This is a genomic window from Thiohalophilus thiocyanatoxydans, assembly GCF_004366735.1.
In the GTDB taxonomy this organism is placed as follows: Bacteria; Pseudomonadota; Gammaproteobacteria; order UBA6429; family Thiohalophilaceae; genus Thiohalophilus; species Thiohalophilus thiocyanatoxydans.
On record NZ_SOQX01000008.1, the window covers coordinates 60402 to 86109 of the forward strand.

Annotated in this window: 25 protein-coding genes; 7 read left to right on the plus strand and 18 right to left on the minus strand. The window is 55.3% G+C overall.

Features of this window, described 5'->3' with window-relative positions; translation table 11 throughout:
- Positions 1–180 precede the first annotated feature (180 nt).
- Positions 181–417, minus strand: a complete 237-nt coding sequence (locus tag EDC23_RS12470; RefSeq protein ID WP_243830787.1) for a transposase — start codon at positions 415–417, stop codon at positions 181–183.
- On the opposite strand from EDC23_RS12470, the gene EDC23_RS14175 reads away from it, so the two are divergent.
- Positions 406–603 (plus strand): hypothetical protein, encoded by a 198-nt coding sequence (locus EDC23_RS14175; RefSeq protein ID WP_166668866.1) that lies wholly within the window; start codon positions 406–408, stop codon positions 601–603. The two genes, EDC23_RS12470 and EDC23_RS14175, sit on opposite strands and share 12 nt — an antisense overlap.
- A 140-nt stretch (positions 604–743) precedes the next feature.
- Here EDC23_RS14175 and EDC23_RS12475 read toward each other — a convergent pair whose 3' ends face one another.
- The 10 genes from EDC23_RS12475 to pdhA all read right to left on the minus strand — a co-directional run bounded on the left by EDC23_RS12475 (position 744) and on the right by pdhA (position 12516).
- Positions 744–995 carry a YgaP family membrane protein gene (locus tag EDC23_RS12475; RefSeq protein WP_134085065.1) on the minus strand — a complete coding sequence of 84 codons (252 nt, stop codon included), beginning with the start codon at positions 993–995 and terminating at the stop codon, positions 744–746.
- A 6-nt stretch (positions 996–1001) separates the two neighbouring features.
- Entirely contained in the window at positions 1002–2072 is a 1071-nt protein-coding gene (locus EDC23_RS12480) for a GGDEF domain-containing protein (protein WP_134085066.1), read from the minus strand.
- A gap of 190 nt (positions 2073–2262) precedes the next feature.
- Positions 2263–2958: a transposase gene (locus EDC23_RS12485; protein WP_134085067.1), complete on the minus strand. Its 696-nt coding sequence runs from the start codon at positions 2956–2958 to the stop codon at positions 2263–2265.
- A 269-nt stretch (positions 2959–3227) separates the two neighbouring features.
- Positions 3228–4028 (minus strand): AAA family ATPase, encoded by an 801-nt coding sequence (locus tag EDC23_RS12495; RefSeq protein WP_134085069.1) that lies wholly within the window; start codon positions 4026–4028, stop codon positions 3228–3230.
- 267 nt (positions 4029–4295) lie between these two features.
- Complete coding sequence (locus EDC23_RS12500; RefSeq protein ID WP_134085070.1) at positions 4296–4898, minus strand: hypothetical protein; 603 nt, start codon at positions 4896–4898, stop codon at positions 4296–4298.
- A gap of 243 nt (positions 4899–5141) precedes the next feature.
- The gene (locus EDC23_RS12505) at positions 5142–5915 is read right to left on the minus strand and encodes a hypothetical protein (RefSeq protein ID WP_134085071.1); all 774 of its coding nucleotides are present in this window, start codon (positions 5913–5915) and stop codon (positions 5142–5144) included.
- 100 nt (positions 5916–6015) lie between these two features.
- The gene (locus EDC23_RS12510; RefSeq protein WP_166668872.1) at positions 6016–6918 is read right to left on the minus strand and encodes a restriction endonuclease; all 903 of its coding nucleotides are present in this window, start codon (positions 6916–6918) and stop codon (positions 6016–6018) included.
- A gap of 374 nt (positions 6919–7292) precedes the next feature.
- Positions 7293–10433: an FAD-dependent oxidoreductase gene (locus EDC23_RS12515; protein WP_134085073.1), complete on the minus strand. Its 3141-nt coding sequence runs from the start codon at positions 10431–10433 to the stop codon at positions 7293–7295.
- A gap of 76 nt (positions 10434–10509) precedes the next feature.
- Complete coding sequence (locus EDC23_RS12520) at positions 10510–11490, minus strand: alpha-ketoacid dehydrogenase subunit beta (protein WP_134085074.1); 981 nt, start codon at positions 11488–11490, stop codon at positions 10510–10512.
- Positions 11491–11505: 15 nt separating this feature from the next.
- The gene (pdhA, locus tag EDC23_RS12525) at positions 11506–12516 is read right to left on the minus strand and encodes a pyruvate dehydrogenase (acetyl-transferring) E1 component subunit alpha (RefSeq protein ID WP_134085076.1); all 1011 of its coding nucleotides are present in this window, start codon (positions 12514–12516) and stop codon (positions 11506–11508) included.
- Between the two features lie 257 nt (positions 12517–12773).
- Here pdhA and EDC23_RS12530 point away from each other — a divergent pair, with 257 nt between their 5' ends.
- The 5 genes from EDC23_RS12530 (at position 12774) to pyrC (ending at position 17448) form a co-directional block, all read left to right on the plus strand.
- The gene (locus tag EDC23_RS12530; protein WP_134085077.1) at positions 12774–13178 is read left to right on the plus strand and encodes a hypothetical protein; all 405 of its coding nucleotides are present in this window, start codon (positions 12774–12776) and stop codon (positions 13176–13178) included.
- The gene (locus tag EDC23_RS12535; RefSeq protein WP_134085078.1) at positions 13175–14557 is read left to right on the plus strand and encodes a class II fumarate hydratase; all 1383 of its coding nucleotides are present in this window, start codon (positions 13175–13177) and stop codon (positions 14555–14557) included. The genes EDC23_RS12530 and EDC23_RS12535 overlap by 4 nt, the downstream gene beginning before the upstream one ends.
- A 154-nt stretch (positions 14558–14711) precedes the next feature.
- Positions 14712–15293: a DNA-3-methyladenine glycosylase I gene (locus EDC23_RS12540; protein ID WP_134085079.1), complete on the plus strand. Its 582-nt coding sequence runs from the start codon at positions 14712–14714 to the stop codon at positions 15291–15293.
- A complete protein-coding gene (locus EDC23_RS12545) occupies positions 15290–16255 on the plus strand; it encodes an HPP family protein (RefSeq protein ID WP_134085080.1) in 966 nt (321 codons plus the stop codon). The genes EDC23_RS12540 and EDC23_RS12545 overlap by 4 nt, the downstream gene beginning before the upstream one ends.
- 158 nt (positions 16256–16413) lie before the next feature.
- A complete protein-coding gene (gene pyrC, locus EDC23_RS12550) occupies positions 16414–17448 on the plus strand; it encodes a dihydroorotase (protein ID WP_134085081.1) in 1035 nt (344 codons plus the stop codon).
- A gap of 626 nt (positions 17449–18074) precedes the next feature.
- On the opposite strand, the gene EDC23_RS12555 is transcribed toward pyrC, so the two are convergent.
- Positions 18075–18947 carry a TraB/GumN family protein gene (locus EDC23_RS12555; RefSeq protein WP_166668873.1) on the minus strand — a complete coding sequence of 291 codons (873 nt, stop codon included), beginning with the start codon at positions 18945–18947 and terminating at the stop codon, positions 18075–18077.
- Positions 18948–19036: 89 nt separating this feature from the next.
- Here EDC23_RS12555 and rnt point away from each other — a divergent pair, with 89 nt between their 5' ends.
- Positions 19037–19642, plus strand: coding sequence for a ribonuclease T (gene rnt / locus EDC23_RS12560; RefSeq protein ID WP_134085084.1), 606 nt, complete (start codon positions 19037–19039; stop codon positions 19640–19642).
- 260 nt (positions 19643–19902) lie between these two features.
- Here rnt and EDC23_RS12565 read toward each other — a convergent pair whose 3' ends face one another.
- The 6 genes from EDC23_RS12565 to EDC23_RS12590 form a co-directional block, all read right to left on the minus strand.
- Positions 19903–21249, minus strand: coding sequence for an ATP-binding protein (locus tag EDC23_RS12565; protein ID WP_134085085.1), 1347 nt, complete (start codon positions 21247–21249; stop codon positions 19903–19905).
- Positions 21246–21902: a response regulator transcription factor gene (locus tag EDC23_RS12570; RefSeq protein WP_134085086.1), complete on the minus strand. Its 657-nt coding sequence runs from the start codon at positions 21900–21902 to the stop codon at positions 21246–21248. Before EDC23_RS12570 ends, EDC23_RS12565 begins: the two co-directional genes overlap by 4 nt.
- 3 nt (positions 21903–21905) lie before the next feature.
- Positions 21906–22244, minus strand: a complete 339-nt coding sequence (locus EDC23_RS12575; RefSeq protein WP_208321377.1) for a PepSY domain-containing protein — start codon at positions 22242–22244, stop codon at positions 21906–21908.
- A gap of 15 nt (positions 22245–22259) precedes the next feature.
- Positions 22260–22841: a cytochrome b/b6 domain-containing protein gene (locus tag EDC23_RS12580; protein WP_243830788.1), complete on the minus strand. Its 582-nt coding sequence runs from the start codon at positions 22839–22841 to the stop codon at positions 22260–22262.
- 319 nt (positions 22842–23160) lie between these two features.
- Positions 23161–23475: a Grx4 family monothiol glutaredoxin gene (gene grxD / locus EDC23_RS12585; protein WP_134085088.1), complete on the minus strand. Its 315-nt coding sequence runs from the start codon at positions 23473–23475 to the stop codon at positions 23161–23163.
- Between the two features lie 156 nt (positions 23476–23631).
- Positions 23632–25437 carry an N-acetylglutaminylglutamine amidotransferase gene (locus tag EDC23_RS12590; protein ID WP_134085089.1) on the minus strand — a complete coding sequence of 602 codons (1806 nt, stop codon included), beginning with the start codon at positions 25435–25437 and terminating at the stop codon, positions 23632–23634.
- Positions 25438–25708 lie beyond the last annotated feature (271 nt).

Consider the following 25708-nt stretch of genomic DNA (forward strand, 5'->3'; position numbering starts at 1 on the left):
AATATCGACAGCAGCCTGTAGATCTTCGAACAGATCGCGACAAACCCATTTCCGCTCTCGGCCACCCGGCCCCGTCCCCAGGTACAGCGCGTGCGGGAATAATCAGCGCGCCGGGTTCACCCTGGCCATTGACCTGATAAGGGACCATCGATAGTGATCAGGATGTGTAACCCTATTGACTCACACCGGATTGAACTCAATATAGCGCATACAGGTGAACAGCCAGCCTTCACAATCGACCAGACCGGCCTTGTGTCGTCTTTGCCAGAAAGTCCCGCTGCGCTGGTATTCGAAATTGATGTATTGAACGTACCGGTGCCCCACCGATTGCATGACCCGGGAGATGCCTTCGGTATCATCGGGCGTCATGAGCAGATGCACAGGGTGGGTCATCAGGACATAGGCATGGACAGCCACACGGTAGCGCCGGCAGGCGTCCTGCAAGCATTCAAGGTAAAACTGATAGTCCTGTTCGGCATAGAATCAGATGTCGCGGTTGTTCCCGCGCTGGATGACCTGACAGGGCATTCCGGACAGATACATACGGGGTATTCGGGGCACAGCAAACTCCTTTTGCATTGTGGTCACGGCGTCCTGCCGTGATGAAAATAAATTTAGTATAACGGGGTCAGAGAACAGATTTCTCTAATATTAGCACCTGCTGTGCTATGCCCCCGATTTCTGCCTTTTCATGCACCGAACTCAGGCAGTTTACGCCACCCGTGTAGACGGTCCATGGCAGCTCAGTCCTCTTCACCCGGTGAGTTCGCTTTCATTTCGGGGGAACGGTAGGTACAGAAACCGGCGATGTGATACAGCGGGCAGTAGCCTATGGCTGCCGAACCTACCGTCAACACACCCACCACAGCCAACAACGCACCGGACATGGGATCGGATGTCAACACATCAGAGAGCGGGCCCAGGTAGATAAGGCCAACGCCCATCGCGCTGCGGAACCAGCGGTCGGCCACGCCCATATTTTTGTTAATCTTCATTGCTTCTTACACTCCTGCCGGGATTGGATCATCGCCACTATAACAGACAATGCCACCGCCGGAGCGCTTCGCCTGGTACATGGCCTCGTCGGCCTTGCGAGTGAGCTCGGTGATATCGCGCCCGTCACGGGGGTAGCAGGCGAGCCCCAGGCTCGCTCCGATTCGGGTGGTTTGCGTTGTGAGAGTGTAGGGTTCGGAGAGGGCTTCGAGAATACGTTCGCAAATTGCCTCGCAGACACGGGGATCCTGATCGGTAAGCAACAGGACGAATTCGTCGCCCCCGGTCCGGGCCACCAGATCGTCATGTCGTACTAAATGGGTAAAGCGGTTGGCGACCTCACGCAGCAGTTCGTCACCGGCGTGGTGACCGAAGTTATCGTTCACCTGTTTAAAGCCATCCAGGTCGACCACAGCCAGAGTCAGCGTGGTGTTCTCCTTTTTCTCGCGATGGATCAACTCATCCAGGCGCTGGAACATAAGATTGCGGTTGGGTAGCCCGGTCAGCGTGTCATACCAGGCCATACGCTCCAGTTTCGCCTTCTGGGCGCGGAGACGGCTCACAAGATTATTCAGGATAAACGAGGTCCATACGGTCGCCCAGATATAAAACACGGCGGGAATAATCAACCGGTTCCGGTAGACCCCGAACAGAGTAGAGATATCCGGTGGGCGGTGTCGATGGGCAACAAGCAGCCCGTCACCGCCAGACATAATCGCCGACGATGCCCAGGTGATGATAGTACCATCAATCTCGAGATAGCCCCCTTGCTCATTGAGGCGCGATGCTTCCAACTGCGTCCGGCTAACTTCACTCGGAACACCGGGCACCGCTATGGTGTCCTTGCCGGACAGATGCCCTACTGTATATTCATCTGCCGCGAGAGCCTTGATGTTCGGGAACGCATTCGCGTCCCGCCTCTCGCTCAATATATCGTGCAGTGTGTTTATCTCTTTCACGATCACCAGTTCACGGGAAGCGTTGTAGACAGCAATCAGAATCAGCACCAGGCCGATAATAGCGGTGCCGATGAAAAGTCCGATGAACCTGAGTTTATTGTATTCCTGCCGGGTCCCCATACCCCACCCATCCTTCGTCTTACGGATATTCAGGGTCAGTGTAACAATAAATAGCGACTGACTGACACAGAGTTTTACACTGACCCTAAAGGGGTTGCGGTTTCCCTGGCAAAGTACCGCGCGGCTTTTTTAGAATGTCGCGTTCGTCCGTGACCCGCTCCAGTTTCCGTTTTAAGCGGGCGACTGATTCTTAAGGGGTCAAAGCCCTTTTCGGACGTCCGCGTCGTGCCTGCCCGACCTTGGTCTTCAACTTACGCTCGATCTTTTCCTTGAAATAGTCATTTCCCAGCGGTGTCCCGGTCTGCCAGGCGGCTCGGATATCCTTAAGCGCATCGTCATCAATATGCGCCTGAAATAGAGACTTGTAGGCAGATAGACGGCTGGCCTCTGTCTTACCCATTCTTAAATACAAAGAATGAGGCGTAATCAACTGGTCAACCTTGCCCTGGGCATTTACCCGATAGCTACTCCAGCGATACTGTCCCGGTGTAGTGACCATGTTGGCTCGAACCGGGTTAAGCTCGATATAGCGCATACAGGTCAACAAGTATTCTTCGTCGTGGACCATCGAAGCCTTGAACCGGCCTTCCCAGATACTGCCACTGGTGCCATACGAGTAGTTGATATAGGGCACATAACGCCGTCCGACGTACTGCATCATCCGACTTACTCCGAACTTGTCCTGGGGCGTAACGAGAATATGCACATGATTGGTCATCAGCACATAGGCATGGACCGCACAACTATATCGTCGGACTGCCTCGAGCAACCAGTGACGGTAAGCCAGATAATCGCCGTCCTCGAAAAACACCGGCTCACGACTGTGGCCGCGCTGGACAACATGAACGGGAACATCCGGGAGAAAAAAGCGGGGTTTGCGGGGCATCCTTGCCTCCTTGAATTGTTATAAATAGAAATTAGCCAGTCCAGGTCGTTCTGTAAAGGGCTTTGACCCCTTTGATTTGTAAAGGGCTTTGACCCCTTTGATTTCACAACTATATCGTCGGACTGCCTCGAGCAACCAGTGACGGTAAGCCAGATAATCGCCGTCCTCGAAAAACACCGGCTCACGACTGTGGCCACGCTGAACGACATGAACGGGAACATCCGGGAGAAAAAAGCGGGGTTTGCGGGGCATCCTTGCCTCCTTGATTGTCATAAATGGAAATTAGCCAGTCCAGGTTGTTCTGTAAAGGGCTTTGACCCCTTTAATTTGTGAGTGGTCGCAATTATGTTAGTTTCCGTTTCCGAGGCAATTGCCAACATTATCTTGGCAAGCAGCCCTTGATTATCTGGATGCAGGTGTGAGTCAGGCTCATCCAGCAATAAAACGAAAGGCCTAAACAAAACGACATATGACAAAATCTGCAATGCTTGCTGAACACCCGTTCCAACCAACTCGAGAGGTATACGCTTTCCGCTCATCCCTGTCACGGAAACCCTTACATCTATATGCAAATCTTTGACAGGATCAAAAGACACAAACAACGAAATCGCTGGAAATATATTTCTAACTAACTTTATTAGCTCATTTAATCGGTTTTTCTCTTTTATAAGAAACATAACGTTTCTTAAGTAAAGGTTGGCTTCGCCACTTGCAACACCTCTACGTACAATGCTTTCCGTCCTATACTCTTCGACCTGGGGTATTCCAGATAAACCAGGAACATAGACAGAAAAAGGCTTTTTATCCCCAGCAATTATCTGTCTCAAAGCTACTGACCCAGATACTTCACACCCAACATTACCTTCGTTCCTACCTCGATATATTTTTATATCACTATGAAGTTCGTTGCCACCATCCTCAGCGGAAACTCTTAGGTAGCCAAAATTAGACTGGTTTTTATAAGGACCGCCATGACGGAGGTTTACAAATTCTCTTGTCGGGCAAAATGGCAGACTATCTTGAGTGAATGTTTTTGTATCCGATAATCTCGATATTACCGATGCCACCACTGAAAAGTGGATCCCTTCTAATATGCTACTTTTCCCAGCATTATTCCCCCCCAACTAGGATATTAATTGGTGATAGGTCTATTGCAGCTTCATTTATTTTTTTAAATCGTTCTATCGATATTTTTGTTATTTTCAACGTTAATCCTTGTATCTATCTTATTGATCGCAAAACTCTACCAATAGAATACTAACAGGGAAAGCCTTGCCTTTTGCTTTCGACAGGAGAAAAATAATTGGGTAAGAATACAGTTTCCTCTAAAACTTCAATTAATTGTGCTCTGACCTCGGTTCTTCTGCATCTTGATCAGCAGGGTGAGACTTTTCTTTTTTCTCCTCAGGAAAGAATGAAATAACTTTTCTCACTCCAGGATGCTTAATTGAAAATGATGGTACGATGTATGTAAATATATTCATATTGTCTGCCAAATAACTTAACGTATCATCAAGGTCTTTCTCCTGCCCGTTCTCAATTTCTTCATAAACTGCTTTCCTTTCTTCACTTATTATCAAAACTAAAAATACAAACTTATATTTCAGCCTATACAAATGACCTTGCCCAATTGCGTCTTTCAGGCCAGAATAAGTGATAAATTTCAACTCAATAGCTATACCATTAGTATCCAATGTCATATCTGGTCTGTGTTTCTTACCAAAACAGTAGACGCTCTCAACAGATGAATCTCTACCAATTTGGGTAATAACCTTGCAGTCATACATATCTTGGTTAGCCATCAATGATGTTGCAAAACCTCTCTCGAAGGCACTCTCATTCGACCCGGATGTAGCAAAAGGAAATTTTTTAATAACCGAATCTAATTTCTTAGCATCTTCCCAAACGCGACCTCTTCTTCTAACTGACTCAAACCCCATAACCCCTCCATTTTATTAACTAACTTATTAGTTTATTCCTACCAACCCTACCCCACCCAATCCACGATGAAAATCAGGGTATTCCCTAATCCTAGACATAATTGGCGGAATTTCGAGGGAAATTGAGACTGGATTCCGGCCTCCGCCGGAATGACGGGAGTGAGAAAAACTGGTAAAAGGGGACGTAGGGATTATTTTTTAACCAGTCTCCTCGTCTTTACTGTATTGGTCAAAATTTAATCCCTACGTCCCCTTTTCCTTCGACCGAACTAACTGTCTTGTAAGATAGAAGATACCAGATTCAATATCGGCGATACGATAGGGAAGGCTATTCTCATTTTTTAGCCTGCTAAGATCGCTAATCAACAGATTATAGCCGGCTGAATTTAGAGCATATCCCAGTCCTTGGTGCAACACACTATCAAGAACAGGGAATTTCTCGGGTTTCAGGTGTCGCAAGTGTTTGCTGGCAAATGAGACACCCAGTCCTTTGATATTTGTACCTAACGTTATTGCATAGAGATCTCCATATCTAGCTTTAACAGACAACAACCATTTGCTTAGCAATTGGCCTAACACTGAAGATGAATGATGCCTGTTTAGATTAGCCCATACTCTCTGGCCTCTCCCCCAATCGCAAACACACTCCGAGAAATATAAGGTTTTCGACAAATCTTTAAAGTTAGAACTCTTACCTAGGTTTTCGACATGTTTAGTTTTTTCATCATAACTCATTATTGCAATTGCGCTATTTAGTGCATCTTTTGTGAAACGAATATTACTAAAATCAATGGTTTTGGATGGTGAATCCAAGTCATGCACAGTTATAAAGAAATTACTCTCAACAATGAACGGAGTTGCATTTTCTAGCTCAACACCTAATGCAATATTATCTCGCGGAAAATACAATTTAACCCGATCAGTCAAACTAAACTTTCGTAAATTATAATCAACTTTTGTCGCCTTAAGTGATTCATTCAGAGCTCTACCGTTTATCCATGCATTTGACAAATCCATACTAGCCATGCCTTTTTATAAAATTGGGATAAGAGAACGGCTTCTATAATATTATAAATAGTTTTTCTTTGACCCGTTTTCCGTATATACAAATAATTATTTAGGTACCGTATCCATAGCAATCTAAGCCAATAACCATCAATAATGGTTTTACTGGCAAATCCTGTCCATCCTCAACTTCATCCCATTCGCATTGGACTGTTTCGAAATCTAGTTCGCCAGTTGTAAACGCATTAGTAACCACCTCACCAGTTTTCTCGTCTTTGAGTCCTCTAATATTTTCAATGGGAAGATGCCCATAATAATACTTGCCTTCTACTTTAAGGTTAACAGTTAATGTTACTTCTATTAGCTCACCATAACCGTTATCCATCAAAGTCATACCATTGAAAACAACAGGTAAGTTTTCATGCAAACCAGGATCTGTCGGATATCTTTCCAGATCCCAATTTTGCTGCGCTAATTCTGCGATTATTCCTATCTTTTCTTTATTTGAATCAAAAATTGGCAAATTACAAAAATCCATCTGCATAGCAAATGGCTTTGGGACTGAAATACTTATCCCAAATGACATGTAAGTAGTTCTAACATCACATAATACAGGAGCCGAAACTTTGGCTGTCCATTTATGCGGCTCTGTATCGACTGGACTATACAATTCAATTTCAAGTTTTTTAGCACGAGTTTTGGCCGCCTCAGAAAAACCTCTGGGGCATACAAGAGCTCCTTTCTGAGCTCCCACATCCTTTACCAAACCATGAAATTCTTCTATCCCTTTTACGTCCACAGGTTTACCATAGTCTTTACAGTCAACAACTATTCGCATAGTGTATTGACCAATATTTTGCTCTACTAAGACATCTATTTGTCTTTCAGTCTCACTTAGGTTACCTGGCAATCTTACATTGTGGCTTACAACTGCATCTGGCGCTAACTGCTTTTGTATCTCAGCAATGAGTAGCTCTAGTTGTTTCCAATTAGGTTCTGAATTATTCTCGGTCAAAATATTTTCCAAATACTAAAATTTACGTTTATTTTTTTGTGCCAAACTCAATAATCATCTAGATACAAATACACATCTGACATCTCGCTTTCGTTGATTAATCTAGGTGCGCCACAATCAAAAACAATTTAGTAGAGTTCAAACCCTACCCCACCCAAACCACGATTTAAATCAGGGTACTCCCTAATTCTAGACATAATTTGTGGGATTTCGAGGGATATTGAGACTGGATTCCGGCCTCCGCCGGAATGACGGGAGTGAGAAAACAAAAAGGGACGCATAAGCGTCCCTTCGTACTACAGGTGTGGGGGGTTGGTGTTCTGATCACCCCTCCCTAACCCTCCCCTTGAAGGGGAGGGAATCACAGGAGAGGACTACTTCTTCTTCGCCGCCCGCTTCTCACTCCGCTTGAGCCGTGAAGACAGCCGCCGCGCCAGATCCCCGAACAGCTCGGTCTGGGTCGGGTGGGGGTGGATGGCCTGGCCGACCTGTTCCAGGGTCAGCTCGCCGGCAACCATCATCACGCCTTCACCAATTAAGGTATCGGCATGATCGGCGAGGAAGTGAACCCCGATCACCCGGTGGCTGGCTTTCTCGGCGACGATCTTGATCAGCCCCTGGGTCTCGCCGGTGATCATGGCCTTGGCGTCGACGCTCATCGGCACCTTGATCTCGGCGGCGTCGATGCCCTGCTCTTTGGCCTGATCGGCGGAGAGCCCGACGAACGCGGCCTGCGGGCGGGTGAAGATGACGCCCGAGTCCTTGGCCTGATCATACGCTGCCGCTTCTCCGGCGATGGTCATGGCGGCGACGCGGCCCTGCTGGCCTGCGGTGTGAGCGAGCATTAACCCACCGATGACATCCCCGACCGCGAAGATGTGCGGCACGTTGGTGCGGCACTGGGCGTCGGCGGTGATCACGCCTTTATCAGTTTCGATGCCGGCCTTGTCCAGCTGCAGCGGATCCAGCACCGGGCGCTTGCCGGTGGCCATGATCACGTAGTCGCAGCTGTAGGTGTGGTCCTTGCCGTCTGAGCCTTCGTAGACGATCTTCATCTTGCCCGGCTCGCCCTTGAGCTCCTTGACCTTGGCCGAGGTCTCGATGGTGAGGCGCGGGTCGTCGTTCAGCACCTCGGTGAGGTTCTTGGCCACTTCCGGCTCGACCTCGGCCAGGATGCGCTCCTGCCCTTCGAGCAGCAGCACCTTGGCGCCGAAGTCCTGGAAGATCTGCGCCATCTCGACGCCGATGGCGCCGCCGCCGATCACGCCCAGGCGTTTGGGCGCGTCCTTGAGGCCCCAGACGGTGTCGGAGGTGAGCACGCCACCGTTGTCCACGCCGGTGTCGGCGCCGGGGATCGGCGGGACGAACGGCGGAGCCCCGGCGGCGATGACCGCGGCACCGAAGGTGATCGTTTTGGTCTTCTTGCCGTCACCCGGCTCGGCGCGGGTGTGCGGATCTTTGTGGTTGCCGCCGGTGTCGACACTGACGGTGTGATCGTCTTCGAAGCGGGCGAAGCCCTGGATGACGTCGATCTTCACGCCCTTGTCGGTGTTGAGCGCCATCTTGCCGCGCTCTTCGAGCACGCCGCGACGGTGTTTTTCCAGATCCTTCCATTCCAGTTTGGCATCGGTAGTGCCCTTGATGCCGAGCAGCTTGTCATGCGCGCGATCCCGCATGCGATCGGCGGCGGCGCGCCACGCCTTGGAGGGGATGCAGCCGCGCCACAGGCATTCGCCGCCGGGGAACGGCGAGTCGTTGATCATGGCGACCTTGTAGCCGTGTTCTTTGAGATCCCGGGCGCAGTCCTCGCCGCCGGGGCCGCCGCCGATGACGACCACGTCGTAGTCCCAGTCGCCTTCGGGCAGCTTGAAACTCGGCTCGCTGGCCTGATCACTTTTGGGGGCAGCCATGCCCATGGCCGAGGTCGTCTGTGACATACCGGGCGCCGGCGCGGCGGCGGCATCCAGCCAGGTCGGGTTCTCGACCAGCTCCTTGAAGGTGGCGAGGAACTTGGCGGCGTCGGCGCCGTTGACGATGCGGTGATCGGCGGTGATAGTGACCGGCATGCCCTGCGGGCCGACGGTGGCAATCGCAAAGATCGCCGAGGTGCCCGGCGAGGGAATCGCGTCGAACTGGCTGACCCCCAGCATCCCCATGTTGGAGATGGTGAAGGTCGGGTTGGAGTATTCATCCGGCTTGAGGCGGCGGGCGCGGGCGCGGTCCACCAGGTCCTTCCAGCCGGCGGCCAGATCGGCCACCTCGCGGTTGCCGGCATCGCGCAGCACCGGGACCACCAGGCCCATGCCGTCGGTTTCCACCGCCAGGCCGACGTCGATCTGCTCGCGCTCGACGATGCGATCTTCATGCTGGTAGACGGCGTTGACCACCGGGTGTTTTTCGATGGCCAGCGCGGCGGCCTTGGCCAGGGTCACGGTCAGCGAGAAGCCCTTGGTCTTGGAGGCGGTCTTGAGCGCCGCGGGATCGATGTGACTGGTGACGCGGAACAGGGGCATGGAGAGCGAGTACTCCATGTTGTGCGCCACGGCCTTTTCCATCGCCGTCATCGGCCGCCCTTCGCCCGGCACCTGGTAGATGCGCTGGGTGGTGGACTTCTGGATGTTGCTGTTGAGCACGTCGGCGGCGACGATGGCGCCGCCCGGGCCACTGCCCGGCACGCTGTTGAGATCGATGCCGTGGGCGCCGGCCAGCTGGCGGGCGTACGGGGTGGCGTTCTTGTTGCTCGGCCGCGGCGCCGGGGTGGCGCCGTGCGGCTGGGCCGCAATGCGGGTCTTGGCCTTGGCGGTACCGGCCGGCTCCGACTTGGGCTTGCCGGCAGTGGCGGCCGCCGGGGCGGCCGTGCTGGCGGATTTCTTGCTGTCGATCACCTGGTCCGGTTCGCTCACCAGGTAGGCGATCGCCTCGCCCACCGGGATGGTGGCATCGGTCTCGGCCATGGGGCCGGAGAGATAGCCGTCGCGGAACACTTCCACGTCCATGATCGCCTTGTCGGTCTCGACCTGGGCGACCACGTCGCCGCGGGCGATCTTGTCGCCGATGGCCTTCTCCCAGCTGACCATGACGCCCTCGGTCATGGTGTCGGAGAGCTGGGGCATTTTAATGGTATAGGCGTCCTCGGCCGGGGCCTGCTCGGCGGGCGCGGCGGGTTGGGCCGGTTCGGATTCGGCGGCAGCTTCGGCGGCCGGGGCCGGTTCACCGCTGTCACTGCCGGCGGCCGCGACCGGGGCCTCGCCCTCGGACTGGACTTCGTCGGCGCTGGCGACCAGGTAGCCCATCGCCTCGCCCACCGGAATGGTGGCATCCACCGGCTGCAGCGGCCCGGAGAGATACCCCTCGCGGAACACTTCCACGTCCATGATCGCCTTGTCGGTCTCGACCGTGGCGACGATATCGCCGCGCTCGATCTTGTCGCCGATGTTCTTCTCCCAGCTGACCACCACGCCTTCGGTCATGGTGTCGGAGAGCTGGGGCATTTTTATAATATAAGGTTCAGCCATGATTTTCCGTATTCTTTAAGCTGTGGGCCGGCCCACCGGGCCGGCCGACCGCCGGGTCGCGACCCGGCCTACATTTTTAGATCTTGCCGAGCGCCTTGAGGGCGCCGTGGTAGACGTCGTCGGCGCTGGGGATCGCGGCTTTTTCCAGCTTGGCGTTGTACGGCACCGGCACGTCGGCAGCGTGGATACGCACGGGCTGGGAGTCGAGGGCGAAGAAGCAGTCCTCGATGATGCCGGTGATGATCTCCGAACCGACGCCGACCGGAGCCTCGTCTTCCTCGGCCACGACCACGCGGTGGGTCTTCTCCACCGAGGTGCGAATGGTTTCGCGATCGATCGGCTTGAGCACACGCAGATCCACCACCTCGGCGCTGATGCCGTCGGCTTCCAGGCGCTTGGCCGCTTCCAGGCAGAGGTGCACGCTGAAGTTGTAACCGATCAGGGTGATGTCGGTGCCCTCGCGCACGATCTCGGCGCCTTCCAGCGGGCGGAAGAACTCCTCGTCGGGAATGTCTTCCTTGAGGTTATACATCTGCTCGTGTTCGATGATGATCACCGGATCGTTGGAGCGGATGGCCGACTTGAGCATGCCGTAGGCATCCATCGGGCTGCGCGGGGTGACCACGCGCAGGCCGGAGGTGGACATGAACATGCGTGCCAGGCGCGCTGAGTGCTGGGCCGCCAGCTGATGCGCGGTCCCGCCCGGGGTACGCATCACGATCGGGCACTGTAACTGGCCGCCGGACATGTAGCGGATTTTCGCCGCCGCGTTGATCAGGGTGTCCAGCGCCAGCAGCGCGAAGTTGATCGACATGATCTCGATCACCGGGCGCATGCCGGCCATGGAGGCGCCGATGCCGATCCCGGTGTAGGAGTTCTCGGAAATGGGGGTGTCGATGATGCGTTGCGGCCCGTACTTGTCGTACAGCCCGGAGGTGGCCTTGTAGGTCCCGCCAACGACGCCGATATCCTCGCCCATGGCGATGACCATCGAATCGTTCGCCATCTCTTCATCGTGGGCCCGGCGGATCGCTTCCCAATATGCCGTTTCTGCCATTGTTGTAATTCCTCTTTATTTCTGCAGTGGCCCGATCCAGCGCGGATCCGGGTTATCGTCCAGTACGTATTTGTTCAGATCCTCGACCTTCGGTTCCGGACTCTCTTCGGCGAACTTGACGACATCGTTTTCGATTTCATCCAGGATTTCCTTTTCCATCGATTTGATCTCGTCATCGGTGACAAGACCGGCCTCGATCAGCCGCTCACTGTAAAGACGAATGGGATCGCGCTTCATCCACACTTCTTCCTCGTCCTTGGTGCGATAGCCCTTGGCATCGGACATGGAGTGGCCGCGATAGCGGTAGGTCATAAATTCAATGAAATAGGGTTTCTGTTCGTTACGCACGTAATCAACGGCTTCTTTGGCCGCTTCCATCACGGTGTCGATGTCCATGCCGTCGTGCTGACTGGCCTTCATATCGTAGCTGCAAACGCGCTTGTACTGGTCGCGGACTGCCGTGGAACGATCGATGTGGGTGCCGATGGCGTACAGGTTGTTCTCGCACACGAACAGCACCGGCAGTTCCCAGACCGAGGCCATGTTCATGGTCTCGTGGAAGGTGCCCTGGTTATTGGCGCCGTCACCCAGGAAACAGATGGCAATCTGATCGCTGCCCTTGTGCTTGGCGGCCATCGCCAGACCGGCGGCCAGCGGAAACGGCTGACCCACCAGGGCGTAACCGCCCATGAAATTCTGACTGGCATCGAAAATATGCATGGAGCCGCCGCGTCCCTTGGAGGAGCCGGTCTCCTTGCCATAGAGTTCCGCCATGACCTCGCGCGGCTGCGCGCCGGTCTTGATGGCGTGAATATGATCGCGATAGCCGGTGATGACGTAATCGTTTTCCTGGCCCTTGCCGACATTGGCCATCTCCAGAACTCCGGTGGCCACCGCTTCCTGGCCGGAGTAGAGATGCAAAAAGCCACCGACCTTGCGTTCCATATAGGCTTCGAACGTGCGATCCTCGAAGCGACGGAAAAACATCATTTCCCGCAACAGGCGTTTTTTGTCCGCGTCATTCATTAGGGATCCTTGTCTGTTTTTGCAACCAAATGAAGATGTTACGGGTATTTTACCCCATCCCCTAAATCAAAGCCGCGTATGATCGACGTTTTAACCCACAAGGTCAAGAAAAATCCCGCCCGTCGGCGGATTACAAAGGCATAATTATCCTTTAAAATCAGCAACTAAAATTAAAAACTGTGGACCGGTTGGCACCCGCAACGGGCCTGGGCCAACCCGGACAGACACTCACACAGTCAGACAAATCGGGTTTTAGCATGTCTCAGGAAGAAGCGATCTATCAGTGGCTCGACAACATGAGCCAGTCCGTGGCCACCCAGGATCTGGAAAAGCATATGGCGCTGGTCTCGCCCCATGTCCGGGTCTACGGGGTGCCCGGCCATGAGACGATCGACTATGACGGCTGGCGCCAGCGGCGCAAAAACGAATTCGAACACGACCTGCTCGCCCGCCTTAGCTATAAAGTGGTTAGAATCAAGACCCAGGCCCTGCGCCGGGCCGCCTTCGAGGTGGAAGAGACCCTCTCTGCCCGCAACGGCAAAGCGGTGGTGTTGAACAAGGACATCATGCTGGAACTGGAGCCGGACGAACAATGGCGCGTCGTGGAAGAAAAAATCCGCGACTGGGAAGTTATCGAATCAGCCGCACAGGAAACGTTATGAGCCAGGAATACCGAACCGAAAAAGACAGCCTGGGCGAACTGCAGGTCCCGGCCGAGGCCCTGTACGGCGCGCAAACCCAGCGCGCGGTGGATAACTTCCCCGTCAGTGGCCTGCCCCTGCCGCGCGCCTTTATCCGCGCCCTGGGCCTGGTCAAACACGCCTGCGCCGGGGCCAACCGGCAACTCGCCCTGCTGGACAGCGCGCGGGCCGACGCCATTCAACAGGCGGCCGGGCGGGTTGCCGCCGGCGAGTTCGACGCTCACTTCCCCATCGATGTCTTTCAGACCGGGTCGGGCACCAGCACCAACATGAACGCCAACGAGGTGATCGCGCATCTGGCCAGCGACAGCGCGCTGACCGTGCATCCCAACGATCACGTCAACATGAGCCAGAGCTCCAACGATGTGATTCCCACCGCCCTGCAGGTCAGTGCCGCGCTGGAAATGCACGAACAACTGTTGCCGGCCTTACAGCATCTGGCCGGGACGATCGATCACAAGGGCCATGAACTCAAAGACGTGGTCAAGACCGGGCGCACCCATCTGATGGATGCCATGCCCATCACTTTACAACAGGAGCTCAACACCTGGCGGGATCAGCTTCGCGACGGCATCGCGCGACTGCAAAACAGCCTGCCCCGCCTACAGGCCCTGCCGCAGGGCGGCACCGCCGTGGGCACCGGGATTAACGCCCACACCGATTTCGGCGCGGCGGTCGCCAGCGAGTTGACAAACCAGACCACCATCGACTTCAGCGCCCAGGCCAATCCGTTCGTCGGGCTGGCCAGCCAGGACACGGCGGTGGAGGTCAGCGGCCAGCTCAAGACCGTCGCGGTCACGATTATGAAAATCGCCAACGATCTGCGCTGGATGAACAGCGGACCGCTGGCGGGCCTCGGCGAGATCGAACTGCCCGCCCTGCAACCGGGCAGCTCGATCATGCCGGGCAAGATCAACCCGGTGATTCCCGAGTCCGCCGCCATGGTCGGGGCGCAGGTGATTGGCAACGACACGACCATTACCGTCGCCGGCCAGTCCGGTAACTTCCAGCTCAATGTCATGCTGCCGGTGATCGCCTACAACCTGCTGCAAAGCATCCAGCTGCTGGGCAACAGCGCCCGCCTGCTGGCCGATCGCGCCATTGCCGGTTTCAAGGTCAACGAGGCAGCGATCAAGGCCGCCCTGGAACGCAATCCGATCCTGGTCACCGCCCTGAACCCCGTCATCGGTTACGAAAAAGGCGCGGCCATCGCCAAGCGCGCCTATGCCGAGAACCGTCCGGTGATCGAGGTGGCCATGGAGATGACCGATCTGTCCGAAGCGGAACTGAAGAAGCTACTGGATCCCGCCGCCCTGACCAAAGGCGGTATCCATGACTGACCTGAACAACGGTCATCCTGTCGCCTCTCTTATAATTCACAAATTTCGATATTAACCATCGCAATATCTGATGCATCATAAAAATTGATCAGGACACGCCGTGCCTGATTGATTAATCTGCGTGGCCAACCATTTCTAAAGACAAGAGCGCTTCATGGTAAAACGCTGCGGCTGGGCCGGGCCCGATCAAATCTACCTCGACTACCACGACCACGAATGGGGCGTGCCGGTTTACGATGACCGCTTGCTGTTCGAGTTTTTGATCCTCGAAGGCGCCCAGGCGGGACTGAGCTGGATCACCGTGTTGAAAAAACGCGAGGCCTATCGGGCGGCTTTCCACAATTTTGACGCGGAAAAGATCGCGCGTTTCTCACGCACCCAAATAGAGCAACTGCTGAAAAATTCCGCTATCATTCGCAACCGATTAAAAATCGAATCAACCATCAGCAACGCGTGGGCTTTTCTCGAACTGCGTGAACAACAGGGGCGCTTTAGTGATTACCTCTGGCAGTTTGTTGACGGCCAACCGATACAAAATCACTGGCAAGACGATAGCCACGTACCGGCTTCGACCGGAATTTCCGAAGCCATGAGCCGCGATCTCAAGCAACGCGGCTTTCGTTTTGTCGGACCGACCATCTGTTACGCCTACATGCAGGCTGTCGGCATGGTCAACGACCATATCACTTCCTGCTATCGGCACAATGAAGTTTTAAATTTGGGGAAATCAATATGAGTGTCAGAGCGTTTTTCGGTTTTGATTTCGAACAGATCAGTCATGCCGAGCGACTTGCCTCCGGTGCCGGCGGCTTTGTCGGTATCTTTCTGATCGCGGTCATCAGCTACTACTTTACCGGCTTCGAGGGCGCTGCCGTGATCGTGCCATCCATGGGCGCCTCGGCGGTGCTGGTCTTCGCCGTACCACACGGCAAGCTGTCACAGCCCTGGAACGTACTGGGGGGTAACGGCGTTTCCGCCCTGGTCGGAATGACCTGTTACCTGTATGTTCCCGATGCATTTCTCGCCGCCGCCCTGGCAGTCGGTATTGCGATCACCCTGATGCATTATCTCTCATGTATTCATCCGCCCGGCGGCGCCTCCGCTCTGGCCGCCGTGATCGGCGGTGACGCCATTCATGCACTCGGTTACCAGTATGTCCTGACCCCTGTGCTGCTGAACTCGTTTATCATCTTCCTGGTCGCCATCGGATTCAACTATCTGTTCCCCTGGCGGCGTTACCCGGCCAGTCTGATGAAATCTGTTAGACAAAGCCGCCCGGCACAAACAAAAGAGGAAGAACATGAGTCCAGTCTCTCGCAGGATGACCTGGATTACGCCATGCGCAAGATGGATCTGCTGGTGGACATTACCGCCGACGACCTGAAGCGGCTTTATTCACTGGCTTCGAAATACTCCGAAAGCAAGTGCCTGCGACCGGAAGACATCAAGCTCGATCACTATTACAGCAATAGTCAGCACGGCAACCAATGGCAGATACGTCACATTATCGATGAGTCGCCCCACGAGGATCCCGCTCGCGACAAGGTCATCTACAAGATCGTCGCTGGTCAGGGCCGTTATAACACCGGCACCTGTACCCGCGAAGAGTTTGCCGTGTGGGCACGCTTCGAAGTCGAGCAGCAGGGCGACGACTGGGTTCGTCCCGGCGGGACCATCGAATCCGAACCGGCACCCTGACAAAACGGAAGCGATGGCCAGCAGGGACCTTCAAAAGCGGTTCCCTTTCTCCCTGACCCGCTCGCCCTTATAAGGGCGAGCGGGGAGCAAACACTAATCCGCTGTTCTTCATACCGCCAATCTGGCACCTGCCCCTTATAACCGGCATAATATCCTCCATGGACCAACTCACCCTTACCCGCCCGGACGACTGGCACCTGCATGTGCGCGATGGCGCGGTTTTACAGGACGTGCTTGGCGACACCGCCCGGCGCTTTGCCCGGGCGATCATCATGCCCAACCTCAAACCGCCGGTGACCACGCTGGATCAGGCCCTGGCCTACCGGCAACGGATTCTGGACGCACTGCCGGAGGGAACGTCATTCAATCCACTGATGACCCTGTATCTCACCGATGACACCACGGCGGAGGAAATCCATAAAGCCGCCGGGCATCCGGACGTGCATGCGGTAAAACTCTATCCCGCCGGCGCCACCACCAACTCGGCGGCGGGAGTCACGGCGATCGAGAAGACCTATGACGCCATCGAGGCGATGGCCGAAAGCGGCCTGCCGTTGCTGATTCACGGTGAAGCCACCGAACCGGACATTGATATCTTCGATCGCGAAGCGGTGTATATCGACCGCACCCTGCGCCCCTTGCTCGAACGATTTCCGACCTTGAAAGTGGTGCTGGAACACATCACCACCCAACAGGCCGCCGAGTTCGTGAGCGGCGGTCCGGACAACCTGGCCGCCACGATCACCCCGCATCATCTGCTGATGAACCGCAACGCCATGTTCCGCGGCGGCATGAATCCGCATCACTTTTGCCTGCCAATCCTCAAACGGGAACAACATCGCCAGGCGCTGCTCAGGGCGGCGATCAGCGACAGCGGCAAATTCTTCCTCGGCACCGACAGCGCACCGCATCCACGCCACGCCAAGGAATCGGGCTGCGGTTGTGCCGGGATCTATTCGGCCCATGCCGCGCTGGAGTTATACGCGGAGGCATTTGAAGAGGCCGACGCGCTGGACAAACTGGAAGGCTTTGCCAGCCACTACGGCGCCGATTTTTACGGCTTGGCGCGCAATACCGATCGCGTGACCCTGAACCGCGAAGACTGGACCGTGGCCGACAGCATGAAGTTTGGCGAAGAAGAGCTTATTCCGTTGCGCGCCGGCCAAACCGTTCACTGGCGGATTAAAGATTAATACTGAGTTCTTAGTTCTTAGTTCTTAGTGTAGGCCCGATAAAGCAACGCGGTATCGGGCAACTCCCAAGATGCCGGACACCGCTGTGCTTTGTCCGGCCTACTTCTAAGTTCTGAGTGCTGAGTGCTGAGTCGTAGGCCCGATAAAGCGAAGCGGTATCGGGCAACTCCCGGGATGCCGGACACCGCGGAGTTTATGCACGCAGGGTGCTTTGCCCGGCCTACTTATGAGTTCTGAGTTCTGAGTCGTAGGCCCGATAAAGCAACGCGGTATCGGGCAATCTTCGAGGTGCCGGACACCGCTCGCGCTTTGTCCGGCCTACTTCTAAGTTCTGAGTGCTGAGTCGTAGGCCCGATAAAGCGAAGCGGTATCGGGCAACTCCCGGGATGCCGGACACCGCTGCGCTTTGTCCGGCCTACTTCTGTACCTCGTTACTCGTACCTCGTCCCTGGTACCTGCCCGGAGGGCCCGGATGCCGGACACCGCTCGCGCTTTGTCCGGCCTACCCACTGAGTCGTAGGCCCGATAAAGCGAAGCGGTATCGGGCAACTCCCGGGATGCCGGACACCGCTGTGCTTTGTCCGGCCTACTTCTAAGTTCTGAGTTCTCAGTACTGAGAACTATTTTTAATAGATGGCTTTAACCCGACAGCCCTGTTCTTCCAGCATGTGTAACAGGCCGACGTCGCCGGGCAGATGGAGGGCGCCGACGGCGATAAAGGCATTGCCCTTTTCCAGTTGCGCCTGCATGGTTTCCAGCATGTTGCGGTTACGCTGTTCAATCAGACGGTCATTGACCAGCGCGCTGACATCCTTGCCCGATTTTTCCAGTTCCTTTTCGCTGTATTCGAGCAGCCTGTCCAGATCGCGCGCCAGGTAAAGATCCAGCATCTCCTCGACCATCTGTTCAAGATTACTGTATTCCCGGACGGCAACCTGTAACAGGTTGACCTGGGTCTTCATCGGGGTGTTGTCGAACAGCTCAACGACTTCTTCGGGAGTTTCCAGACCGCACAGTTCCTTACCCTGTTCCTGCGCGGTTTGATACAACACATAATCGAGAAACCTGCCGGATTCGGGTTTGGGAACACTGAGCAGCAACCCGGCGGCCCAGGGTTTGAGCATGGGCACCATCTGTCCCGGAATACCGTAATGCGCGATCAATGATCGGGTTTTTTCATACAGTTCAGGATCGATCTTCTCATCCAGTTTCTGGCCATCAAGATACATCATCCCCTGACTCATCTGCATCTGCGTGGTCGCATCCATTTTCATTTCGGCACAAAAGATCTCCGACTGGTCAAAGGTCTTCTGTATCGGCGGGGGTAATTGAGTGACCCGGGGATCCTCGCTGTGAATGGTGCCGAGCAGATAACTCGCACTGCCTGACTCGGGTTTAATCTCCCACAACAGCCCCTGTTGTGCCTGTGCAACAGACAGCGACAACAGCGTCAGACCAACCACGGCAATACGCAGAACACTGGAATACAAATGTTTCATGGAAATCCCGTCCTCTCTCTTTCCTGTATGAAGCAGAACTGTGATAATAAGCATTCCCGCTAATACCATGCAATCTTCAAGGCTGTACCATGTCGCATATTTCCAAACGGTTTCGCGGTTTCCTGCCCGTCGTGGTTGATGTGGAAACCGCCGGGTTTGACTGTCACAGCCATGCCCTGCTCGAAATCGCCGCCGTCCCCATCACCATGAATGGCGAGGGCAAGGTCAAACCGACCGAGACCATTGCCTGCCATGTCGAACCTTTTGAGGGCGCGCAACTGGATCCCAAGGCACTGGAATTCACCGGCATCGATCCCTATCACCCGTTTCGCATGGCCAAGCCGGAAGCCGAAGCCCTGGAGCTGATTTTTGAACCGATCGCCGAGATAATCCGGGTTCAACAATGCAGCCGGGCGATTCTGGTCGGGCACAACCCGTTTTTCGATCTCGGCTTTATCAAGGCCGCGGCCAAACGTCAGGGCTTCAAGAAAACGCCTTTTCACCAGTTCAGCACCTTCGACACCGCCACCCTGGGCGGTCTCGCCTTCGGCCAGACCGTCCTCGCCCGCGCCGCCAAAGCAGCAGGTATCGAATGGGACAACAACGAAGCCCACTCCGCCGTCTACGATGCCGAACGCACCGCCGAACTGTTCTGCCACATCGTCAACCGCTGGGACTGGCTTAACCAGGAATAGTCACTTTTTGGATTCACTGGGAAAATAACGCGGAGGACGCGGAGTCGCAGAGACGCAGAGACGCGGAGAAAGATCATTGTGTTATTAACTTAAACGGATTTTATCAAGAACCCGGTTAACGACTAAATATCGATTTTACCAGTTCTTTTTTATATATTTATCGCTTTCAAACGCAAATCATCAAGACAAATTCCATAAATGATCCGGCATATTAAAATTGTATTCCTCTGCGGCTCCGCGCCTCCGCGTCCTCCGCGTTATTAATCAGAGGCCCCGAAAAGAGGCAGGTTGATCGCAACCCGCAACCCACCGAGTGCCGGGCTGCGATCCAGTTGCAGCGTGCCGTGGTAGCTTTCGACGATCTGTTTGACGATGGACAGGCCGATGCCGTGGCCGCTGATGGATTCGTCCTGGCGTTGCCCGCGTTGCAGCAGGGTGGTGGCGTGTTGCGGTTCGATGCCGGGGCCGTCGTCTTCAAGGGTGATGCACAACATCGCGTCCTGTCTGTCAAAACCGAGATGGATACGGCTAGCGGCCCATTTCCATGCGTTATCCAGCAGGTTGCCCAGCAGTTCGGTGCCGTCTTCCTGTTCCAGCGGCAAGCGGGGCTCGATGGTGCTGTGCACATCGACTTGCAGCGTTTTGTCCTGATAGAGCCGTTTGAGGGTGTCCAGCAGAGGGGGCAGATCGTCATCCAGATCAAAGCGCCGCTGACTGCGCCGATCGCCGGAGAGGCGGGCACGTTTCAGCTCGTCATCAATCCGTTGCTGGATCTTGCGGATCTGATGCAAAACCGGGGCATGATGCTGTTGTTCCGCCTCGTCGAGGGATTCGTACCACTGGAGGATCAGGGCCAGCGGCGTCTTGATGGCATGCGCCACATCCCCCATGGCATGGCGGGAACGCAACAGGCGCTGTTGCTGCTGGCGTAACAAGCGATTGATCTCTTTGACCAGGGGCAGCACCTCTGCCGGGACGTTTTCCGGCAGTTCACTGGCCTCGCCGGATTCCAGCTTTTTGATCGCCTGTTGCGCCTGGCGTACCGGCCGCATGGCCAGATGAATAATAGCTGTCTGCGACAGCAGCAGAATCACCAGTACCGCCAGTACCAGTAAACCGAACTGCCAGTGAAACCGGGTGATCTGGGCATTGATCGACGACACGTCCTCGGCGGTAATGATCAAGAGTTGCCGCCCCTGTTTCTCATAATGTTGCTGGCGAACCAGCAGCAACTGCCGGCGCGGGCCGGGCTGATGACTCAGCGTAACGTCGCCCGCTTCGGGTGTGTCTGAAACGCTCAGCGTTTCATCCCACAGGGAGCGGGACGCGAGTGTCTGTTCACCGTTATGAATCACAAAGTAATGGCCGGAAAAGGGCCGATGATAGATATTCTGGATTTTCTGCTGGTCCAGGCTGACCTGACCGTCGCCGTCGATGTGAGCCGCCACCAGCACCGTCTCGGCATCATGTTCCAGACGGGTTTCGATGTAGTCGCTGATGATTTCTTTGACGGCAATACCGATCAGGCCCCACAGGGCGATCGCCAGTATCGCCACCGTCAACAGCAGCCCCAGGTTGAGATTGGCACGCAGGGAACGAAATATCATGGCTCGAAGATATAGCCCTGTCCGCGCTGCGTGCGAATAATCTCCTTGCCCAATCGTTCACGCAGGCGCCGGACATAGACCTCGATGACGTTGCTGTCCCGATCGGCGTCCATTTCATACACGTGTTCGGTAAGCCGGGTCTTGGACAGCACCTTGCCCGGGTTCAACATAAAGTAACGCAGCAACCGGTATTCGGTGCCGGTCAACTGAAAGCTTTGCTCGCCATTACTGACGGTCCGGGTCTCTTCATCCAGCACCCACTCTCCGCCCTGCAGGCGTGCGCCCGCCGGTTGATAGCGCCGGCGAATCAGCGCCTGAACCCGGGCCAGTAACTCTTCGCTATGAAACGGCTTGGCCAGGTAATCATCGCCGCCGGCCTGCAGACCGGTGACTTTGTCCTGCCAGCTGTCCCGTGCGGTCAGGATCAACACCGGTGTGGTGATGCCGGTCTCGCGCCAGTTTTTCAACACCTCGAGACCGGCGCGTTCCGGCAGTCCCAGATCGAGAATCGCCACATCGTAATCAAATTCCCCTCCCAGGTACTCACCCTCTATCCCGTCATGGGCCAGGTCGACGACATAACCGGCATCGATCAGCTTCGCCTTGAGCGACTCGGCCAGTTCCGTTTCGTCCTCGACCAGTAGCAGTCGCAAGTCTCACTCCTCTTCCTCGGTTTTCAGAATCTCGCCGCTGGCAGCATCCACTTCCAGTTCAATGACCCGGTCATTGTCACTCAGAATCTCCAGCTCATAGACATAGCTGCCGTGTTCACGCTCCAGCTCGGTTTCGATGACCTGGCCGGGATAGTCCTTTTCAACCCGCTTCAGGATTTCCTGCAGGGAGAGGATTTTCCCCTGCTGACGCAGTTCCCGGGCCTCCTTGTAATCCAGTTTATCATCCGCCCGGGCGGAGTCCATCACATCGATGCCCTGACTGGCGAGGATGCCGATACCCCCGGCCGCCAACAGACTGAACAGTACGGATTTATTACGCATTATTTCTCTCCTTCTCTATTGATCGGTATGTAATGATTTTTTGCCGGTAAACATCGACCGCACCAGGTTCTCCCGATGCAGCAGACTTTCCACCAGCACGCCAGCAACATGGATCAACGCCAGCAACAGGGTAAAGTTGGAAAAAAACTCATGCACCTCTTCAACCACTTCCCAGCTCTCGGATTCGTGCGCGATCCAGCCGGCCAGCGGCCCGGCGCCCTCTTCCACGGCATAGGTTGCCATCCCGCTCAATGTCGTCACCAGCAAGGTGATCAGCATCAGCACAATCATCGCGCCGCCGGCCGGGTTGTGGCCCAGATAACGTTTGGGTCGCAACAGCAACACCTCTTTAAGATACTGCTTGATCTCGGCGGGGCGTTTGACAAAATCACTGAAGCGGGCATGGCGCGTGCCGATCAGGCCCCAGATCAGGCGCAAGCTGATCAGTAGCAGGACGGTATAGCCGGCAAAGGAATGCACCCCCAGCCATTCATCCTCGCTGCTGAGATAGGCGAGCATAAAGCTCAACACCAGCGCCCAGTGAAAAAACCGTACAAAAATGTCCCAGACACGGACTTCTTTCTCTGTATTCATCATAACCACCTCCTGACTCTGGGGACACAGTCTAGGAGGTCAAGCTGAAATCAGGCTGAAAAATAATAGATAGATTATCTAAATAAACGCGGAGGACGCGGAGGCGCGGAGACGCAGAGTACTTATCATGATTATTCATCATCCGACCATTAGAACAGGATAGCTCAAGGCTTCTACTAAATCTTTACCAAACAATTAACTCAATTCTTTTCTCCGCGCCTCTGCGCCTCCGCGACCTCCGCGTTATTTCCCAGAGCATCGAAAAATGAAACAAAAAACCCGGCCTGGGCCGGGTTTTGGGTCGTGCGAAAGAGGCTTGCCGTTACTGGACGGCTTCACCCACCGCTTTCTGCAGGTCACCCTTCTGGTACATTTCCAGGGTGATGTCGCAGCCGCCGACCAGTTCGCCGTTGATGTAGATCTGCGGGAAGGTCGGCCAGTTCTGGTACTTGGGCAGGTTTTCCATGATTTCCGGATCGGTCAGCACGTTGACGTGGGCGAATTCCTTGCCGCATTCCATCAGCGCCTGCGCTGCCCGGCTGGAGAAGCCGCACTGGGGCATGGTGGGTGTGCCTTTCATAAAGATCACAACCGGGTTCTTTTTGACGATGTCGTCGATTCGTTCCAATGCATCCATTACTCGCACCTCGATATATGGTGTTTGTGGTCGGCAACGCCACTGGAGCGCGCCACTAAAATCAGTAAGGCCTAATATACCCGCTTTGCCGGAAAAATACCATAGCAAAATACTCTGGTATAAAAGGCGGCCTGTGTATTCTCAGATGCTGTCGGATCAGGTACTTTTCAAGGGGTCTACGTGAGTCTGAAACCACAGTTCCAGCAGGGCCATGTGCCAGAGTTTGCTCCCCTGCAGGGCGGTAAAGTACTGATCCGGCGCGGCCAGCAGCTTGTCCACATAGTTGCGGTCGTAGATCCCCCGCTGCCGGCAGGCGTCGGAATTGACCAGATCCCGCATAAAATCAAGGAATTCGCCGCGCACGTATTTGAGCGCCGGCATCGGAAAATAGCCCTTGGGCCGGTCGATCACCGCGTCCGGCACCAGCCCGCGGGCGACCCGCTTGAGGATGTGCTTGGGCCCCTCGCCACCGGAGCCGTTGCCCAGCTTGAGCTCGGGCGGCATTTGCGCGGCCAGCTCCACCAGCTGATGATCCAGAAACGGCACCCGCGCCTCCAGCCCCCAGGCCATGGTCATGTTGTCCACCCGTTTGACCGGATCGTCGACGATCAGGGTGGTGACATCCATGCGCAGCACCCGGTCGATGAATTCGTCGGCGTCCGGCTCGCCCAGCAGGCCGGCGATGGCCTCGCGGGTCACATCCTCGCCGCGATAAGGGGCGGTAACCATCTCGTTGAACTCGCTGTGCGGCCGATCGAAGTAATAGCGGGCGAAGCGTTCCACGTCCGTGCCCTCGGTATCCTGCTGCATCTGCGAAAACCAGAAGTAGCCGGCGAACACCTCGTCGGCGCCCTGGCCGCTCTGCACCACCTTGACCTCCTGCGAGACCCGCTCGCCGAGCAGGTAGAAGGCCACCGCATCCTGACCGAACATCGGCTCGGCCATTTGCGCCACCGCCTCGGGCAGGCGCGGCAGCACCTCTTCGTTGGGAATGTGGTATTTCTGGTGCCGGGTCCGGTAGCGTTCCACCACCTGATCCGAGTATTCAAACTCGCTGCCCTTCTCCTCGGGCTGATCCTCGAAGCCGATCGAGAAGGTACGCAGATCCCTGACGCCCGCCTCATCCAGTAAGGCCACCAGCAAACTGGAATCCAGTCCGCCGGAGAGCAGCACCCCCACCGGCACATCGGCCACATCCAAGCGCTTACGCACGGCATCGCGCAGGGCATCGTGAATCGCCTCGGTCCATTCGGCTTCGCTTTTCGGCTGCGCCGGGCGTTGAGCTTTTAAATGCCAGTAACGGCGTTCGCGACACTGACCATCGACCGTGAAAGTCAGACTGGTGCCGGGCACCAGCTTGCGCACACCCTTTAAAATAGTATGCGGCGCCGGCACCACACCGTGCAGGGTGAACTGGTGATGCAGGGCCACCGGGTCCACGTCGGTATCCACCCCGCCGGCCGCCAGCACCGCCTGCAGATTGGAGGCAAACAGCAGGCGGTTGTTGTCCAGCGAATAATAGAGCGGCTTGATGCCCATCCGATCCCGGGCCAGGAACAGCGACTGGTTATTCATATCCCATATAGCAAAGGCGAACATGCCGTGCAGATACTCGGGACAGCGTTCGCCCCATTTGTGATACGCCTTGAGAATGACTTCCGAGTCGCCCTCGGACACAAATGAATAACCTTGCTTGATAAAATCGGCGCGCAGTTCGCGATAGTTGTAGATGGCGCCGTTGAACACCAGCACCAGACCCAGCTCACGATCCACCAGCGGCTGATTGGCGCGTTCGGAAAGATCGATGATCGCCAGCCGCCGGTGTCCCAGCGCGATTTGATCCTTCGACCAGCTGTCCTCAAAATCCGGCCCGCGCCGCGCCAGGGCCGGCAGCATCCGCTTGACCGAATCCCGTTCCGCTTGTTTACCGTCGAGCCTTAATTCGCCGCAGATGCCACACATGTAAAAACAGGTCCGAGTTACGAGGGACGAGTGACGAGGAAACACCACGTTCCCGTCCCTATTAAATTTAATATCTTTGTATCAGAGACAACTTCCAAAGACCATCTGCCAGAATAGCAGCCTGTATCTGCTGCTCATATATGAGCAGAAAATCCAAAGCTCGTGGATGTAGAAAACGATTTGTTTTCCTTCGTGCCTTCGAGTCTTCGTGGTTAATGTTTTCCTCGTCACTCAAAAAAACAGGGCCCAGTTACGAGGGATGAGGGACGAG